This is a genomic window from Kushneria marisflavi, from assembly GCF_002157205.1.
GTDB lineage: Bacteria > Pseudomonadota > Gammaproteobacteria > Pseudomonadales > Halomonadaceae > Kushneria > Kushneria marisflavi.
The window spans coordinates 1,892,875-1,910,678 of the sequence record NZ_CP021358.1 but is presented as its reverse complement, the minus strand read 5'-3'; the positions used below and the strand labels follow the sequence as shown (position 1 = coordinate 1,910,678).

General features: G+C 47.7%; 11 protein-coding genes. 7 read left to right on the top strand and 4 right to left on the bottom strand.

Translation table 11 applies throughout. The features are described 5' to 3' along the window. Nucleotides 1-18 precede the first annotated feature (18 nt). From dptF to B9H00_RS08690, 5 genes are read left to right on the top strand one after another with little or no spacing between them, the layout of a single operon-like run. Nucleotides 19-1,593 (top strand): DNA phosphorothioation-dependent restriction protein DptF, encoded by a 1,575-nt coding sequence (gene dptF, locus B9H00_RS08710; protein WP_086900333.1) that lies wholly within the window; start codon nucleotides 19-21, stop codon nucleotides 1,591-1,593. Then, nucleotides 1,594-2,940, top strand: a complete 1,347-nt coding sequence (dptG, locus tag B9H00_RS08705; protein ID WP_086900332.1) for a DNA phosphorothioation-dependent restriction protein DptG — start codon at nucleotides 1,594-1,596, stop codon at nucleotides 2,938-2,940. Next, complete coding sequence (dptH, locus tag B9H00_RS08700) at nucleotides 2,921-8,047, top strand: DNA phosphorothioation-dependent restriction protein DptH (RefSeq protein WP_086900331.1); 5,127 nt, start codon at nucleotides 2,921-2,923, stop codon at nucleotides 8,045-8,047. Before dptG ends, dptH begins: the two co-directional genes overlap by 20 nt. 16 nt (nucleotides 8,048-8,063) lie before the next feature. Beyond that, complete coding sequence (locus B9H00_RS08695) at nucleotides 8,064-9,134, top strand: hypothetical protein (RefSeq protein WP_211329595.1); 1,071 nt, start codon at nucleotides 8,064-8,066, stop codon at nucleotides 9,132-9,134. Then, entirely contained in the window at nucleotides 9,131-10,240 is a 1,110-nt protein-coding gene (locus B9H00_RS08690; RefSeq protein ID WP_211329596.1) for a potassium channel family protein, read from the top strand. Before B9H00_RS08695 ends, B9H00_RS08690 begins: the two co-directional genes overlap by 4 nt. Nucleotides 10,241-10,306: 66 nt before the next feature. Here the strand turns inward: B9H00_RS08690 and B9H00_RS08685 are convergent, their stop codons facing one another. Genes B9H00_RS08685 through dndB form a run of 4 tightly spaced genes read right to left on the bottom strand, consistent with a single transcriptional unit; the run spans nucleotide 10,307 to nucleotide 15,256 of the window. Further along, nucleotides 10,307-10,666 carry a DndE family protein gene (locus B9H00_RS08685; RefSeq protein WP_086900330.1) on the bottom strand — a complete coding sequence of 120 codons (360 nt, stop codon included), beginning with the start codon at nucleotides 10,664-10,666 and terminating at the stop codon, nucleotides 10,307-10,309. Then, complete coding sequence (dndD, locus tag B9H00_RS08680; protein WP_086900329.1) at nucleotides 10,666-12,660, bottom strand: DNA sulfur modification protein DndD; 1,995 nt, start codon at nucleotides 12,658-12,660, stop codon at nucleotides 10,666-10,668. The genes B9H00_RS08685 and dndD overlap by 1 nt, the downstream gene beginning before the upstream one ends. Next, nucleotides 12,660-14,183, bottom strand: a complete 1,524-nt coding sequence (gene dndC, locus B9H00_RS08675) for a DNA phosphorothioation system sulfurtransferase DndC (RefSeq protein ID WP_086900328.1) — start codon at nucleotides 14,181-14,183, stop codon at nucleotides 12,660-12,662. Before dndC ends, dndD begins: the two co-directional genes overlap by 1 nt. Next, the gene (dndB, locus tag B9H00_RS08670; protein WP_086900327.1) at nucleotides 14,180-15,256 is read right to left on the bottom strand and encodes a DNA sulfur modification protein DndB; all 1,077 of its coding nucleotides are present in this window, start codon (nucleotides 15,254-15,256) and stop codon (nucleotides 14,180-14,182) included. Before dndB ends, dndC begins: the two co-directional genes overlap by 4 nt. Before the next feature lie 317 nt (nucleotides 15,257-15,573). Between dndB and B9H00_RS08665 the strand changes: the two genes are divergently transcribed. Beyond that, nucleotides 15,574-17,184 carry an ABC-F family ATP-binding cassette domain-containing protein gene (locus B9H00_RS08665; RefSeq protein ID WP_086900326.1) on the top strand — a complete coding sequence of 537 codons (1,611 nt, stop codon included), beginning with the start codon at nucleotides 15,574-15,576 and terminating at the stop codon, nucleotides 17,182-17,184. A gap of 47 nt (nucleotides 17,185-17,231) precedes the next feature. Beyond that, a complete protein-coding gene (locus B9H00_RS08660) occupies nucleotides 17,232-17,798 on the top strand; it encodes an HD domain-containing protein (RefSeq protein WP_086901789.1) in 567 nt (188 codons plus the stop codon). The last annotated feature ends 6 nt before the right edge of the window (nucleotides 17,799-17,804 follow it).

Here is a 17,804-nt window from a genome sequence, read left to right as displayed (position 1 = left end):
ATAAAAGGGTAGGAATGCGTGGACTTTAAATTATTATTAGACACTCTTGCTAGGTCATCGGCTCAGGCAGTAACTACCCTACATCAAGGGAATGAAAAAGAACGAGAGCTAAAAGACTACCTTTATATCGAAACCGATATCGAAAAGGATTTTAAAGATCTTTTGGATGGGGGGCTGGAAGCAGGCAGCGTGCTTTTTCTGTGTGGGTCATCCGGCGACGGAAAATCAGAACTTTTAAAGCGCTATCATCGAAAATATTCAGAAAGTTTCAGATTTCATCTGGATGCGACGCACAGTTTCAAGCCGGACCAAACAGCCGTACAGGCACTGGATCAGCTATTTGATGAACATCAGCGATCGCCCGAACCCATGATCGTGGGTATCAACGTTGGAATGCTGTTCAATTACCAGAGTAGCGGCGCAGAAAGGCATGCTGGCATCAAAAATGCGATCGCTTGCTTCATTGAAGGCGAAAATTCGTCTAGTAACTATCAGTTTGTCAACTTTGAAGACTACCCGAAGTTCAGCTTGGAAGAGGGAGCGGTCGGTTCCAAATTTGTGTCGGAGTTGCTTCGCAGGGTAACTTCAAACGATACAGAGAATCCGCTTTACCGTGCTTATAAAATGGACCCTTCAAAGGAAGTTGATTTAAAGTTCCACAATTATCGATTGCTTCAAGAGCCTGCCATACAAAAAGTCATTGTGCGTGCTCTCCTGCACGCCCGCTTGAAATTTGATCAGTTTTTTTCCGCGCGTGCACTACTGGATTTTATTCACCATCTGATTGCTGGTGACTCAGTATTGTTTGATAATCTTTTCGCTGCACCGGGCTATGGCCTTGCAAACTCTTTGGTTGGTCTTGATCCCTGCTTGCTGCGTTCGCAAAAGGTGGATCAGTTTGTTGTGCAGTATGCGTTATGCATAGCAGATCAAGATTTTGAAGAGTTCAAGGAAGCTTATTATAAAAAATATGGTTATCAAGAACTTTCGCCTTCCAGTTGGATAAGAGCTTTTTACTGTCTTCAGGAAGTCGAACTCGGCAATAACTACCATGAATATTTTTCTAAAGACTTTGCCTTGCCGTTGTTCGATGAATATATCTATGCATGGCAACTACATCACTCTAGCGGTAGCAAAAAACAACTAAGAGAGTTTTATAAAAAGCAACTAATAGAAAGCTTGATGAAGTTTGCCAACAGGCTGGAAAGCAAAATAATTGACAATGGAATTTTTTTAGAAAAAATAAATGACATTATTGTTTCCGCCAAGGTTGATGTGCGCGCTGATCTGACCCGTATTGCTGATGCCAATCAGAAAAAGCATCAAATTCATTGCTTCCATGCCGTCATCAAGGTTGACCAAATTCAGCTTGAACCTTTTCCAGTCACTATCTCCTTTTTGGAGCTAGCTCAGCGAATTCTCGGGGGCTATCGGCCCAACCGCCATGATAAAAACGCTGTGGTTATTTTAGAAGAGGTAATCGAAAAACTGGTTAGCATTGCCAATACAACAAAATCAATTCACTTCCATAATCAGGGAAAAGAATGGACATTAAAATTGGAAGACGAAGAGTTTGTCGTGGAGGCAGGGTAAATGAGCGTTCATGAAAATTTGTCTGTTATCAACGATCAAAAAATAAAAGAAAAGAATTTCGTCAACCATTATCTAACGTTTCGGCAGCAACGAGGGGACCGGAATACAGACCCGGATACCTATTCTGTTGGTGGAGAATTGCTATCAATAGGTTTGCGGCAATCGTTAAAGAAAGGCCAAAATCTAGGTACTTTTATTGAAGCTTGTCGTGCTCGCCTTGCGCAAAGAATCGATGAGCCGGAATTTCTGGATCTGCTCGAAGCGATGTATTTCGCCAACGATGCAAGTGGGCTGTTTGAAGTATCACCTGATTTTATGCTATTCAAAAGTGGTTCGTCCAACTCAGGTAATACCAAGCACGTTGGCGAAGTGTTGAGTGGTCTACTGGCTGAATCAAGAACCAGTATTCAGGCTGGCGGCAACAACGTCAATTTTCTTGAGCATGAAATTCTGGATGAATTTAAAAAAATAATCGATAGTTTCGAACCCGAAAATAAAATAGCTAGTTATTTGCCTTTTCTTGCAGATAATTTTGCTAAAGATTTTAAGTTACTATGTCAATATTCTGGCTATATGATGCACGGGCTCAAGGCATTCATAGCACTGTATAACTTTTTATACAGTTCTCAATTGGCTTTAAATATCAATTCGTGGAAATCCGAGCCTGAAAGCAAGCCCTTGTTTTTTATTCTGGATACAGAGAAAGCCAGTACTGAGCGTAAGCAGGTTCGCAGTGCTGTGCAGGAGCTAAGAGAAAAAGTCGCGGATCTGTTTCCAATGCTTTCTGCACTGGAGTATTTGAATCAGCCTGATTGCAAGAGTGCCACGCGTTACCCTCTTTGGGCGATCCGAGCCTACCTGCAGGAATGCTCTTCATCCGATAGAGAAGATCTGGTTAATCGATTGTCGATTTTTCTCGAGAACTATCGCGATTCTCGCAAACTTTCCCCTTGGGTTGATCCAATCGCAGCTTCGGATGAGATATTGAATGCCATCCTGATGACTTCCAAGGAAATTTTCAGTAAACCCGGCAGCGGCCAGTTAACCGTCAAGAAAAAGGTTGTTAGTGCTTTTGAAAATGAAGTGGCACGACACTTCATTCAGAATCGCAGGCGTGGTGGTAACGTTCTGACTATCAATCAGGATTATCTGTTGCTATTGACCAATCTGGCAGTAGGGTCCGAATCTCGCTTACAGTTTCAGCGGCTGATTGAAGAGTTCCAAGCCCGTGGTGTCTGGTTTGATTTGCAATCTCAACAAGCATTAATTGAGTTTTACGAGCGAGTAGGGAACCTCGAAAGGATGAGTGATAGTGGAGACGCAGTCTATGTCCGAAAAACGATTTGAGTCTTTCCTGGTTGAAAACCTGAAGAATTGGCTTACAGGAAGGGTCAAAGCAGGCGAGCGTTTCCAGTTTCGTTCAACTGATCCGGACAACACCATTGAATTACTTTCGGCACTTCACGAAGCTGCTGATGGTTCAATTATGGATGGCAAAACTAAAATAAATTACCTGTTGGTAGACAATATTAAGGTCCTGATCGCAGGCCACACTGAAGAGTATGGCGTCGAAGATGATTGCTATACTGAAAATTATTTGGCAAAACTGAGAGATGATGTTGTTAACTGGGAAAGCTCTCTGTTAATGATTCATAACAGTCTGCTTGATACTATTACCAATAGTACCTTTGATCTGGCTAAACATGGTGCTGTCTGGTCAGTTGAAGGCATCAAGCAGCAGCTTGATAGCTTGATCGACGACAGTATGAGCAATCAGAAAACTTCCAGGTGTTTGCTCGATTTTCAGGCTGAAGTTGTTGAATCAGATAATGCCAGCATTTTTGGATATCGAAGCCTTTACGAATCCATGACGGATGGTGAGCTGAGATTCGATGAATTGGGACTGTTCAATGACCCTCGACTCACTGATGACTGGGCCGCTCAAGGTGAGAATTTCAATCTTAAACAGATCGAGCGACGCCTTGAAGAAAACCGAAAACTGCGTTCTGAAATCGAATTTGAGATAGAGCATCACTCTGAAGAGCTGGAAGACCGTTTAACCCAGTTTGGAAGCAGGTTTATCAAAGAAAATTTTGGTAATGGCAGTGAGGCATGGAAAGAAAAAACTTTTGATGAATATACAAATGAAATAGAAAAACAAAAAGAACAGGTTTTGGAACTTGACGAGATCTCAACAACAACAGGTTTTTTGCAACGTCGCAGCAAACGAGATAAAGGTGCAGGTCTGCGCGATATTCATATCCTGCTTGAAGCCGATCAATCCTCTGAAAATTTTGATATTTCAATCAAGTTTTCCGGATCAAGAACGGAGGCGCGACAATTCAGTATCAACCCTTCGAAAATGTCAAAGACAGTTTTCTTGGATCACAAGGCTCACAATAATAAAACGAAATTGAATATCAGGGGAACGATTTCTGATCAGCCTGCTTTCTTTACAGTAAAGCTTTCACGCGAATCAAATTCCGAACAGTATAGCTTTCATTGCGCTATCGTTCCTCAGGGTGTGTTTTACCTTGAAGATATGGTTAATAAGTTTCTGATCAACCGTTCCAAGCAAGCATTGGTGTTGCAGTCGAGCCAGCAGTCCGTTGTAGTTAATCCTAATGCCGAGGATGTGAAAACTCTGGTTGATAATCAGGAATGTGTAGATATTTCCCTGTATAAAAAAATTGACTTCCAACAATTATATGACGAGTCAGATGAGGTTCGCTTTCAGCTTAAAAGTGGCGATGCCGAGCTTGAAGTCATGGTCGAGGGTGAACCAGCCAAACAAAATCTCGTGCTTCCGCTACTTGCTGACACCAGCCGCACGAAGCACTTGCTGTGTGATGATTATTATGCCACCTATAAGCCCGGCAAAAGCACAGTGGTGCTGGATAACCAGGAAATAAAACAGGTTTTTCTGCGAGAGCAATTGCTGAGTATCGAATACGATTTCATCGAAGATGAGTTGATACTCTGGGATGAAAATAGCAAAGTCTCAAGCAAGGCAGACATCCTGAAAGACTCAGGTTTTGTAGAGCTTTATGAAAAATATGTAGCGTTTCTCCGCTATTTCAAAGCCTGCAATCGTCGTACTTTGCCTTCTCTCGAAAGCTGGGGGCCTAAAGTCACAGGGTTAGCCAAAGCTTACATCGATGCCTACCTCAATTACCTGGGGGCTCTTGAAACCGGTAAAACACTGACCTCTTCAGAAAGAGTTGTTACCAAGCTTGGTATCGCCTCAATAACTGATAGCCGGGAAGGTCGGCAAAAACAATATCTGACCCCGTTCCATCCGGTTGTACTGTCCTACTATTTGAATTTGATTGATGCCATTCAAGAGGATGGAGAACAGTACAGCTATAAATCTCTTCCAGACGTAACGATGAAGCGGCTCAACCCTCGTGGTCTGGTACCTCACTTATATGATAGCCGCCAAGGTTATAGCTACACTCAAAGTGTGAATGAAAATCCTTTCTGGTTGGAAATAGTTCCAAAGGAAGACTCCAGTTTTGAGTATGTCATCAAACTGGTTCGGCACAAGATTGAAGAGTTTGTCGAGACCTTCAAAAAGCTGTTCGAAGAAGTACCCGCTGCGCCCATACTCATTAACTCTATCAATAATGCAGAGAATCGAGAACTTTTCAGAGGTATTCTCGCCTACTATAACGATCGTCTCGATGATGGCCGCCGCATTCATGTCAACCTGTATGACGATGACGAAGTCGATACCGAGTTCGATTTTTTTGCCGAGATGGCGACCTACGATGAGATCAAGAATCGATATGGTCTGGACAAAGGGGCAGCCAAACGCAATGCCGACACGATCGTGGACGTATTACGCACCCATCTAAGCTTCAGCAAATTTCGAAACGGTCAGGTTGATAGCCAGAAATACGCTCACCTGAGCTTTTTCAGAAACAACCAGTTGGTTGACCCGCGCAATAATGATGTTGATGAGCATATTTCCGGCATGTCGTGTGGCGGCCTCCTGGCGGGAGAATCCTCACTCAAGGAAAACGAGTTTTATTTCACTGGCTTGGGGATGAAAGGTGTTGATTGCTCGGACAAACCTCACCTTATGGTTGCTAAAGGGTTCAGCCGACTCTGGCGGCCATCCATCGTTAGTGGAGACGCCTATGACAACAATTCTGCTATTCGTTTATCCGTCAGCACCTCAGTCAGGGAGCAGCTTGAGCGGTCCTATGACAGCTCAATATGGGTCACCATTATCGACCCAAAAGTAACGCTGGACTTTTTTCAGGGTAGTAGCGACATCATCCTGATTCACTACTCGGATCAGTACACCAGCTCTTCCGGGTACGACGCTATCACTGTGACCAAGCAGTCCAACCTCTACAAGAGCGTATTGGGCAACGCCGGTGAAAGCCTGATTCGCGAGTTCAACGCCTTCAATGGCGAGTGGCTGTTGCAGATGGTGAGCGACCCGCATCGAGAGGAACTGGGCAAACAGGGTGTAATAGCTTCCTATAAGACGGTGGCTATCATGTTATCCCAGTCTGATATCTGCTGGGTGCCATTGTCAGTTGCCGAGATGATTCGGGTTGCAGGCAACATCGGTTTGGCCATGAGTGAGTCCGACTTTTCCCGTCGTAACTCTAGCTCCAGACATGGGCCGATTTCAGATGACATCCTGTTCGCCGGTTTCAAAAACGGGAAGCTTTATCTGCTACCTGTTGAAGCCAAGGCCGGTAGCCGTCCGGATTTCAGAAAAGCCTGCACGCAAGCACTTGAACTCAAACACTACATGGAAACCATTCTTGGTCAGGACAATCTGGCAGGCCGACTGTTTAGAGGCCTTTTTATTCGACAGATTTTGCTACAGGTCGAAAAATATCAGCTTTACGAGGTGTTCGATAACACCCATTTCGATAGTTTTCTTGACGAGCGAGAAACATGGCTGGACGGCACCTATAGCATAGGGCAATTGACCGATTATCCTGATGGCATGGTTGTCGCGTTGATTAATAGCGATGCGTGTTTCTCTGAAAGCTACGAGGAAAGCGACGGCGTGCTGAAAGTAGAGATCCCCATCAGCATGATGGATACCCTGATCCATACTTCGTATCAGGTATTGAAGAGAAATATTCTGGAAGGCAGGTCCTTACGGATCCCCAAGAAGTACATGCTTGGCACTCAACATCAGGGTAATGAGGACATGCCTGAACAAGAGGGCCTCGGCGGCATTCAAACAATTCTTTTCGGCGATGAACCTGCGGCATATGATGAGAACGATAACTCTACGGTCGAGAGCGAAACAACTGAAACGGCCCTGGAGACGAAGTCTGAATTAACTCAGCCTTTGACCGTGCAGTTTGGCACCGACGTTCAGACCCAACAGCCTGTTATCTGGGAGCCCACCAATACCGAGAAGCTGTTCAATACCAATACCGGCATCATTGGCACTATGGGGACTGGTAAAACCCAGTTTACCAAGTCGTTGATCACTCAACTGGTCCATAACCAGCACAACAATGTTGGCGGTACTGATATCGGCATTCTGATCTTCGACTACAAGGCCGATTACGTTAAGGATGACTTTGTAGCAGCCACCAATGCCAAGGTATTTGACCTATTTCATTTGCCCTTCAACCCATTCGCGGTATTTGGCAACCGTCCTATGCAGCCGATGCATACGGCCAACCTGTTCCGCACTACCATCGCCAAAGCATTTGGGCTTGGCCCACGTCAGCAGAACAAGGTGCGTACGCTGGTGATGGACGCCTATGAAGCGGCCGGAATATATCCTCAGGATTCTTCGACCTGGGTCAAACCAGCCCCAACGCTTGCCGACATATGGGAAGTGTTTCAGTCGCAGGAGAAGGTCGAGCAGGATTCTCTCTATGCGGCTCTGGATGATCTGATCGGGTTCGAAATCTTTGAGCCGGATACCCGCAAGACGCAGTCACTTTATGACCTTGTCGATGGCGTCACCGTTATCAACCTATCCGGTTACGATCCAAGTATTCAGAATCTGGTGGTCGCGTTAACGCTGGATCTGTTTTACACCCAGATGCACCAGCAGGGCAGCTCAAGGCTGGAGGGTAGTCTTCGTCAGATTTCCAAGATGATTCTGGTCGATGAAGCCGATAACTTCATGTCACAGGATTTCGATAGCCTGAAGAAAATTCTTAAAGAAGGTCGAGAGTTTGGGGTAGGCACCATCCTTTCAACACAGGAACTGACGCATTTCAAGACCGGTGACAACGATTATTCCACTCTAATTTTGTCATGGGTGATTCATCAGGTTGCCAATATAAAATCACAAGAGATTAAAGCCATTTTTAACACTCCTAGCAAGCAGAGTGAGGAGTTTCATATGGGTGAGATTCGTAAGCTTGAAAAGCATTATAGCTTATATATCGATGGTAAAAAGAAAGTATCTAAGATTAAAGATTTAGCTTTCTGGGAATTTCTTGAGTTAAACTAAGTTACAGGCATTGTTGATGACTATTAGAACTAAAGAGATAACCGTTAGTTTGGGCCAGTTGATGCTGGACCCAAATAACTATCGGCTTAACGATGGCTCAGAGCATAACGAATTGACAGCTGAGCAAATCGTTCGTATGCAAGCCGAAACCCAACAGAGGCTTATTAAAGAAAATATCTCTGATCTCGAAACTTCCATACTTAGAAATGGATTTCTGGAAGTGGATAAAATTGTTGTAAAAGAATTAGACGACAGGTCGGAGGGCAGTAAAAAGAAGGAGTTTTTAGTAATTGAAGGAAATAGAAGGGTCGCTGCATTCAAGTCTCTGATTTCAGAGTACTACGATCACCGGGAGGAGGAGTTCTTCGAAAACTTCCCTGAACAGTTAAAAGAAAAATATAAAAACATAAATGTTATATTGGTTGAAGGATCCCCAGAAGAAATTAAAGATCATTCTTACAGACTGATGGGGATTCGGCATGTTTCCGGACCTCGCCAGTGGGGTGGCTATCAAAGTGCCAAGTTAATCACCGATATGGTGGAGTCGGGCCAAGACTATAAAGAAATAGGTACGTTATTAGGTATGAGGCCGGCAGAGGTACAGCGTCGTCACCAAGGCTTCCAAGCATTTATGCAGATGAAACGCGATCCCAAATACATGGCAAGTGCGGATTCCAAGTTATTTTCGCTGTTTTCTGAAATGGTAGGGGGCAACAAATATTTTAAGATTGAATGGCTCGGCTGGAATTCAGAAAAAGGAGTTTTCGAAAATCAAAAAAACTTACATAGAATTTATGATGCGATAACACAAAAACATCATGGAGATCTTGAAATAAAAAACCCCTCTGAATTAAGAAATTTTGCCAAGAACATTTCAATAAATGAAGTTAGGAGCCAGCTGGAGTCCGGGGTTCTTCTAGATGAAGTCGATTATGATTACGATGCCGAAAAGCGAATCAAGAAAATAAAATCTTTTATCACTCATGTCGAGAAGGCTACTAACCCTTCAAGAATTGAGCTGGACTTGTTTGAAGATTTAAGGGCTAAGTTAGAGGGCCTGCTAGAAAGAGAGAGCAGACAGCAATGAATGAATGGTATGAAGCTGCAATAGAAAGCTTGCTTAATGATTTAGAAAAAGAAGAGAAGATTATAGGCTTAGACTTCTTGCAAGACTTTGTTTTAGAGAATCGAGAGGATTATTTTCAAGACCTAGAGTTTGAAGATATCGATCAATTCGTAACGGACCAGTTCGATGATTTCCAAGGTTGGTTAAGAACTCAAGCAGGAATAAAAGTTCTTGCCAATGGAAAGTGGATTAAATCGGACTCAGCTACAGAGTCCTCTGGAAGCGATTTTAGTCTTGACCTTGAGATGTTAGAAGAGAATATCTTGAACCCAGACGACATTGAACTTCTGGATCTTGAGGCTTTTAATCTTTCTCCCGATCATTTCGATTCTTTGAAGAGCCTTTACGCACGGCTTGCAGCAACTAGGTTAGCCGAGTCAAAGTACAAGTGCGCATTCAGGCTGGCGAAGTGCGGGGAATTAAATAATGATATTCCGGATTATGAGCGAATCCAGTTGTGGATTAATGCATCTGAAGCCGCAAATGAGGCAGAACTCAAAGACAAAGTGTGCGATAGCTTATACGAAGCCGCCTATCACTATCAAAGAATATCTAAGTTTCGAGAAGCTGCTCAATATTTTGAAAGGTCGGCTGAGTCTCTAGTTGATCATGATCCAAAGCGTAAGCATCAAATCTTGAAAAACGCTCGAACTCAGTATCAAATGATTGGTGATCATGATGCTGCATCAAAAGTTTTCCTACAAGAAAAGGATCTAGAGTATAAATCTTCGAACAGACCATCAAAGCTAGTGTTGTTTCTTTATAAAATAACATCCAATTACGGTGAAAGCCCTAGTAAAGTAGCATGGAATATTTTATTTGTATGGGTCATATATACGGCGGTTTTTTGTTTCTTCCTTTCCAGTGAAAATCTTGGGCAAGGCTATCTGGCTAGGTTGCTAAATTGTTTTTATTACACAGTTGTTACATTTACCACTCTTGGTTATGGAGATATCACTCCACTAAACCCTTTCGGAAAAATCGCTTCCGGGTTTTTAGCAGTTTTAGGCTTGCTCTATACAAGTTTGTTTATGGTTACTGTTGTTAGGCGTTATGCTAGAGTTTAGTAGCTTTTGAGAGCTTCATAATTTTCACATAGAATATATGAAGCCCTCTCAATTGTGTAACTTGAATTATTTTTTAGAGTACAGCTCTTTTAAGTCTAGCGAATTCTTGGTATGCCCCATTTTATGCAAACCCACATCAATCAATGACCGAACAATATCCTGAACATCAGCATCAATGTTTTGCTCGGCACAGAACTGCCGAATCAAAGCTTCATACACATTTGCCTGATCGCCAAACAACACGTCGCGGTTAATCACATGCGTTTGCTCAGGCTTGTTTTCATTGATGGTCGCCGTATGTGTATCGCGCAGTGCCAGCGCGATCGCCGTGCGTGCCAGCACGTTAGGGGTCAGGCGCGTTTTCGTCTGCATGTACTGCAGACGGTCCCATGTTTTCTTGCTCAACTGAATTCGAGAAGGAAACATTAGTGGGCCTCCTGCTCTTGCCAGAAATAGCCTTCATAAGCTCTGGTCGCGCCTGCCGCCGAGTCGTATTCAAGCTTGTAGGCTCTGGAAATATCCGGAGACAGCACTGAATAGAACGACTCATCGACTTCCGTGTCGGTCGAGAGAATGATCATTTGATGGCTTGCCACCGGGAAGTACCCTTCCACAAGTCTGGCGCGATGCTCTGAATCCAGCCTGCCCAATGGTGTATCCACAATCATGGGGAGCTGACGTCCGGAGGTTTTGGCCAGGGCTTCAAGCATTGAAATGGCAAAAATCTGCTTTTCGCCGGCTGAGAGTTCATCCTTGGCAATGGTTTTGCCATTGTCTGTGAGAAGACTCACATGGAACGTACTGGTGTCGATACGGATTTGCAGATCCAGATCGTTTTTCCGGGAGAGCTTTGCAAAGCAATCGGTAAATTGTGTCTCAAGATCACGAATTTTCGCGGTGGCGGTTTGTCCTACGTAATCCGTGAGGAGACCGCTGGCATTATTGATGTAGTCAAACACTCGCTTTTGGTCGCCCGATTTCGCAGCTTCTTCATAAAGACGGTCGAGCCGTCGAGCGCTCTCAACCGCCTCATTGGCAGTTTCCCTGCCTTGGTTACGAAGCGTGTCAATCTCAGCATTCAGACGGCCAAGCGTTTGTTGCAGCTGTTGCAGATTTTCGAAATCGCTCGCGATTAGTAAATCATCCGGTGCTCGAGCAAGTGACGCCCCTATCTCGTCGAGATCTGTTTCAACCTTTTCCAGAGCTTCAAATAACGCCACCACATCGTCCTTCTGCTTTCGAGCTTCACGAAACACAGAGAAAAGTTGGCTGGCTTGAGAGGATGTAACATCATGAACGGGGTGTTGGTTTTCAAGGCCCGATGTCGCCTGGCCAAGGTTATCCAGTTCTTCCAGAACAACGGCTAACGCGTCAGCGGATAACCTTGAATCAAGCGAACCTGCCAGTTGAGTCCGATACTCGTCGTAAAGCCTGCGTTCACGATGAAGGGTTTGAAGGTTAAGGTCGTTCTCAATCTGGCTCTCGGTTCTGGCGCAAAAGGCTTCTGCCAATGCGAGAGGTGCAGCGTCAGACATCAGGATATTGATTCTGGAAACGATTCTGTCCCGTTCTCCCTGCAGCTCTACAAGTCTGGATTCAAGCTGTTTTCGAGGCGCAGAAAAATGGCCGCCACGGTCGTCGATGTCCTTTTGAAGCCTGTTGGCGTGCTCCTGTGTTTCTGCACGCTGCACATAAAGCGTGTTTATCTTCTGACGTACAGACTCAATCTGTGCTCTACAACGCTCAAGGCTGGATTGCTCCGAATCGATTTTCGATTGGATTTCCTGGGCTGAAGAGCGTTTGGTCAGATTCCGGTTTAAAACGGTCAGGTCACCGGCAAGCCGCTCGACGACATCCAGACCCAGCAGTTTCTTGATCGACTGCTCCAGTGCGGCACCGCCCGTATCATCGGCCAGCTGGGCGATTTTCTCTCCGTCGAAGAAGAAAAGGTCTGACACGCCGGCAGGAATCAGCTCATTCAAAAAATTTTGAGCCTGTTCCTGGTTTAGTCCCTTTATCGGCGCCTCGTTTTCATGGATGGTCAGGGATTCCTTGACGCCGTTACTGCGCCGCTCCCATTCACGCTTCACATGGTACTGGTTCTCGGTGCCTAGCTTTGCATAGGTAAACGTCAGCTCAACGGCTGCCGTGTTGGCTGAGCGCCCCGTTGCGCGAGAGTGGTGCAATGCCTCCAGTAAAAATTCATCGTAACGCCTTTGTGAAACGGCAGAGCCTAGACACAGCTTTCCGTACAGGGCAAGCCTGATCCCTAGAAGGATGCTGGTTTTTCCTGCGCCGTTGAGACCGCCAAAGAGAATGATGGGGCGCAATTTGCCGTCATGTTTTTCCGGGCAAAGATTGAAATGATTCACGCCTTCGTAAACCCGAAAATCGGTCAGCGTAAGCTCTTTAATAAGCATTAATGCAGGAACTCTGAAAATTCTTCTTTCACTTCTTCAGCGTAGGTCTTGCCACGTTTACGAAGGGAGTGATTGCGTTCATTGATGACCTCAAGGTCTTCCCAGTCTCTTTGGAGAATGCTTTCAAGGCTGTTCAGGATTCCTCGTCGATTGCCAAGCCCAGAGACCTGAAGTTCAGCTTCGAGCATCTTGCGGATAAGTGCAGCAGGTACGCCGTACTTTTCAGAAAGATGTTCCAGCGTTTCCGAGTCGGCCCGTGTAAACGCGCCAGCATCGTCTTCTACCCAATCCAGGTCTTCACCGTAGACTGCTCGATAGATGCCCGGGAGAGAATCTTCCCAGTCGGGTTCATTGGGGTCTCTCAGCCATTCTCTTCTGATCATGTGCAGTTCTGGCCGCGTGATCAGCTCGATGGCTTCACCATCATCGTTGATCCCTTTCTCGATGGTCAGTAGCTCATGCAGAAACTCCTGACGTTTGGATAGCCAATAAGGCCCCGGTATGTGGCGTACTTCCTGGACGCTGTCATCGCTTATATCGCCCGAGTTATACGTAACACGCCCGGTTCGCCGACGAAAGTTGCGATACTCTTCGGAATTTTCAGGCTGACGAGACTGGTAGAGCTTGTTCCTGAAGGCCAGCAGCGGCGTCATCCAGCTGGCGCCTGATTCGATCAGTCCATGGAGTGCCTTGTCATCAGTCACTACGGTGCATGTCCAGCAGCCGAAGCGGCTATTACCGCAGGAAGGTGTGCTCTTGTCGATGACGATTGGGCACTCGCCCTGGTTTGATCCCTTGTAAAGTTCCAGAAGCTCTCTGTTGGAGCCGCCCCAGGGGCAGGGAGCACTCATCAAATACATCCATACTTCATCTGCTGACCAGTTCTCGATCGGCATGTAGGTATAGGCATTAGGCAAGGAGGTATGGCGGCTAAGCGCCGAGCCATCAATCTTATGCTTGGAAATAACCTGAGCTCGAGACGCACTTTCCTGACTACGAGAGCCCAGAACAACCACGGCCTCGCCAAACCTTGCGACTTTATCAAGAATAAATTCACTGACAGGATGAATTTTCATGCGCTCGGTGCACCATCGAAAACTCTGGTTGGGTGCGGGGTAACCACGACCCAATAAATTGACCCAGAAAGTCTGATCAGTTTTTGGTACAACGCTATGAGCACTGATCGGCAGGTTTTCCTGCGGCGCTGACTCATTAATCGTATCGATGACACGTTGAATCATATCGACAACGACAGGGGTTTCCACCAGCGTGTCGGAAGAAACAACATACACATGCTTTTTACGCTTATCATCTGGAAGCTGGAGTAGTGCCATATAGATAAGGGACAGAATGCAGGTTGAATCCTTGCCACCACTAAAACCAATAATCCAGGGGCGGTCATCCGAGCAATAGATGGTCTGAATTTCGCGAACCAGATCCACAAGCGGGCGGCCGGCAATTGTATAATCCTGGATCATGGATAAATGATCGGGGAAAATAAAGTTCTCTTCTTTGACCGTCATTTAAAAGACTCCTCATATTCCTGCTCGGTAGGAGTCAATGGCATACCCAACTGCTGTTTGATGTAGTTGCCACTGAGCACCACACTGCTGCGTGCTTTACTAATGCGGCCATGATGCATTGCACGCCCTTCCCAATCACTGTTCGCACGAGCCCAATCGATTTTTTGCAGGCCCTTCAAAGTTTCACACCACTGCTGTTTTGGTTTGCAAAGAAGATGTGCTCCTATTTGCCCCATGGCTTGCAACATGACACCGTGAGCATGAATGTATTGCTCGCGCAGATCACAAGTTGCTACCTTTTTTTCCAAGGCCAGTTGCCAATCTGACATGTTCTCGGCAACTGCATTCCAAAACTCTACTGCCAGTCTTTGATCTTCTTCCGTGACGGGATCATGCTTCCCCTTCATCAATAAAGCCTTCGACGCATTTTTTATGGCTGAAAGGGTAAAGAATTTGCTGCTTCGATTGGAGATGCTTGATTTTTCCATTTCAGTAAGTCTGGAAAAAACCTTTACTTCTTTAACGACATATCTGGCGAGTTCTGATAAAGAATCCCGATGATCATATAAAGTGCTTATTGAATCACTTGGACGGACGGCATGTTTATTGAGATCAGCAAACATTTGCTGACTTCTTTTAAGTCCATCATCGATGAAAAAAAGCACAGGGATGTTGTCATAGCCAAGCTCGGGGTTTTGCTCGATGGCCTGCACAATCGCTTCACGGCGATGCTGGCCATCGTTGATCAAAATCTTGGCATCCATCGGAATGGACAGTAATCCGAGATTTTGCCCAGGGCCCGTATCTGTGCTGGGCTCAAAAGACACTTGTCCGTCTATAGAGGCAGTGATGCCGGAAAGCGTATAGTCAGAAGGGTTGTCCAGCAGATAGCTCACGATGTCAGGTATGCGAGTGCGATTCAAAATCCGTTGCGCCCTGAGCTCAGGAGGAACCTCCTGCCCATCAAAAATAAAAATTTTCGGTATCAAGCGAAGCGGACACATCGCTACATAGCAGGGTCTTCCAGACTGAACACCGCGTGCCGCGGGAAAGGTATTAGAGAATTCGGCCATGAAAACTCCATCCCGGAAGTTAAGCGACAAATGGAAGTTAATTTACATTTTTTTGACTTCCAGGTCAATTTGGGGGCTGGCGCGGGGTCTGGAAGATAGCTGGCATAACGTGCCGATCTGCTCTTGCTGACACTCTATCCCAGGTCTATCCAAATCAGAGGCTAACCGCCCGTCGTTTTAATAACCGACTAAGCTAACGTGTTATTTCTATTTCATGGGTATTCGTCCAATGCGTCATTGATACCGCCGTCGCCCTGACGGCCAGTCTCCGCCCACCCCATTCGCTGGGGGAGTCTCTGGTATCAATGGAGTTGTCCATGACGAATCCCTTTCTAACGCTGGAAAGCGTCTCTTGTCTTCTGCCGGATGGCAGACCCCTCTTTTGCGACCTCAATGCGCACTTTGATGCCCGACCTACGGGTCTGGTGGGCCGTAACGGCATCGGCAAGACCGTGCTGGTGCGCATTCTGGCCGGCGATGTCGCACCGTCGAGCGGCATCTGCCTGCGTTCGGGCCTCGTGTATTACCTGGCCCAGCAGGTGTCCGTGCCTGTTGATGCCACAGTGGCGGATCTGGCCGGTGTGGGGGCAGCGTTACATGCCCTTGAGCGTATTGAGGCCGGCAGTACGGCAGTCAGCGATTTTGATGCCGTGGGGGAGCGCTGGGATATCCGCCAGCGATTGCAGCAGGCGCTGGAGCGTGATGGCCTGAATGAGCTGGAGGCGGCCACGCCCGCGAGTCATCTCAGCGGAGGTGAAGCCATGCGCGTGACGTTGATCGGCGCAGCGCTTGCCCACGCTGATTTCCTGATTCTGGACGAGCCCACCAATCACCTTGATCAGCCGAGTCGACAGGCCCTGATCGAGAGGCTGCAGCAGTGGTCGGGTGGGCTGATCGTGGTCAGCCATAATCGACAGCTTCTGGAGCGCATGGAGGCCATCGTGGCGCTGACGTCACAGGGCTTGCGTCGCTACGGCGGCAACTACAGCTTTTATGTTCAGAGCCGGGCACAGGAACGTGACGCGGCGCACCAGCAGCTTGAGCAGCGCCGGCTGGAACGCAAGCGAGAAGAACGCGCTCTGCAGCAGCAGCGCGAGCGTCAGGAACGGCGTCAGAGCCGGGGCAATCGGGAAGGCAAAAGTGCCAATCAGGCAAAGGTGTTGCTGGATCGCCAGAAAGCGCGCAGCGAAGGCTCGACCGGCCGATTACGTCAGCAGCACAGGGAGGCCTCCGAGCAGCTGGCCCAGCGTGAGCGGGAAGCGGCGCAGAGGGTGGAAACGCAGACGGCCATCCATCTGCACGCTCTGCCGGTCGGTCAGGTACGACACCGGGCGGTGGCCGTGCTGGATCAGCTTGTGCTTCCTTTTGTGTCCGGGGCGGCCCGTTGCATCACGCTGTCGATCAACGGCCGTCAGCGCATCGGTGTGACCGGGCCCAACGGCTGCGGCAAGTCCACGCTGCTCAGGGTGCTGGCAGGTTTTCTCCAGCCCGTGAGCGGTCATTGCGAGGTCACAACGGCCTGCGCATGGCTGGATCAGCGCCTGAGCAGCCTTGCCCCGGAGCGTTCGGTGCTGGCGCATATGCAGGTGGTCAGCAGCATGGCAGAAGGCGACATCCGCATGCGATTGGCGCAGCTTGGTCTTGAGGCGTCAAAAATGGCGCTGCCCAGCGGTCTGCTCAGTGGGGGCGAGCGGGTGAAGGCTGCGCTGGCCTGCGTGCTCTATGGAGACCCGCCGCCGCAGCTTCTATTGCTGGATGAGCCCGGCAATCATCTGGATATAGAATCGCTGGAGGCGCTGGAAGTCATGCTGCGCCACTATCAGGGCGCACTGATGGTGGTCTCTCATGATGAGGCCTTCCTTGCCAGACTCGAACTGACGCATCGTTTGAGGGCAACCGAACAGGGCTGGCAATGGAGGCCCTGGTGAAGGGCGAATCGTCACCGCCTTCTATCTCACATAACACGGGAACCCACATGGACATCGAACGACTCGGCAACGGGCTGGCGTTTTTAAAGGAAGCCGAGCGGCTCAAGAGCGTGCTGCGCACGGCGTACACCACCACCGGGCGGCAGGAGGATACGGCGGCGCATACGTGGCGGCTGTGTCTGATGGCGATGACGTTCGAGCGTGAGCTGGCGCCGCTGGATATGGCGCGCGTGTTGAAACTCTGCGTGCTGCATGATCTGGGCGAGGCGATCCACGGCGATCAGCCGGCGGTTGCTCAAAACGCCGACAAGAATACCCAGGAGCGTGCGGATCTGCTCACCGTCATGGCACCGCTGGATGAGGCATTGAAACTGGAATTTCTCGCGCTGTGGGAGGACTACGAGCAGGGTACCTCGCGGGAGGCGCGGCTGGTGAAGGGGCTCGACAAGCTCGAAACCATTCTCCAGCACAGCCAGGGCGATAACCCGCCCGATTTCGATTACGCGTTCAATCTGACCTACGGGCTCGAGCAGACCGATGCCGAGCCGGTGCTGACCATGCTGCGTACGCTGGTCGATGGTGAAACCCAGCGGTGTATCGATGGTGGCCAGTAGGGCTTT

Bases quoted from the DNA above. Each gene is read 5' to 3' on its own strand.
- dptG (WP_086900332.1), top strand. From the start codon at position 1,594: ATGAGCGTTCATGAAAATTTGTCTGTTATCAACGATCAAAAAATAAAA.
- dptH (WP_086900331.1), top strand. From the start codon at position 2,921: ATGTCCGAAAAACGATTTGAGTCTTTCCTGGTTGAAAACCTGAAGAAT.
- B9H00_RS08695 (WP_211329595.1), top strand. From the start codon at position 8,064: ATGACTATTAGAACTAAAGAGATAACCGTTAGTTTGGGCCAGTTGATG.
- B9H00_RS08690 (WP_211329596.1), top strand. From the start codon at position 9,131: ATGAATGAATGGTATGAAGCTGCAATAGAAAGCTTGCTTAATGATTTA.
- B9H00_RS08685 (WP_086900330.1), bottom strand. From the start codon at position 10,666: ATGTTTCCTTCTCGAATTCAGTTGAGCAAGAAAACATGGGACCGTCTG.
- dndD (WP_086900329.1), bottom strand. From the start codon at position 12,660: ATGCTTATTAAAGAGCTTACGCTGACCGATTTTCGGGTTTACGAAGGC.
- dndC (WP_086900328.1), bottom strand. From the start codon at position 14,183: ATGACGGTCAAAGAAGAGAACTTTATTTTCCCCGATCATTTATCCATG.
- dndB (WP_086900327.1), bottom strand. From the start codon at position 15,256: ATGGCCGAATTCTCTAATACCTTTCCCGCGGCACGCGGTGTTCAGTCT.
- B9H00_RS08665 (WP_086900326.1), top strand. From the start codon at position 15,574: ATGACGAATCCCTTTCTAACGCTGGAAAGCGTCTCTTGTCTTCTGCCG.
- B9H00_RS08660 (WP_086901789.1), top strand. From the start codon at position 17,232: ATGGACATCGAACGACTCGGCAACGGGCTGGCGTTTTTAAAGGAAGCC.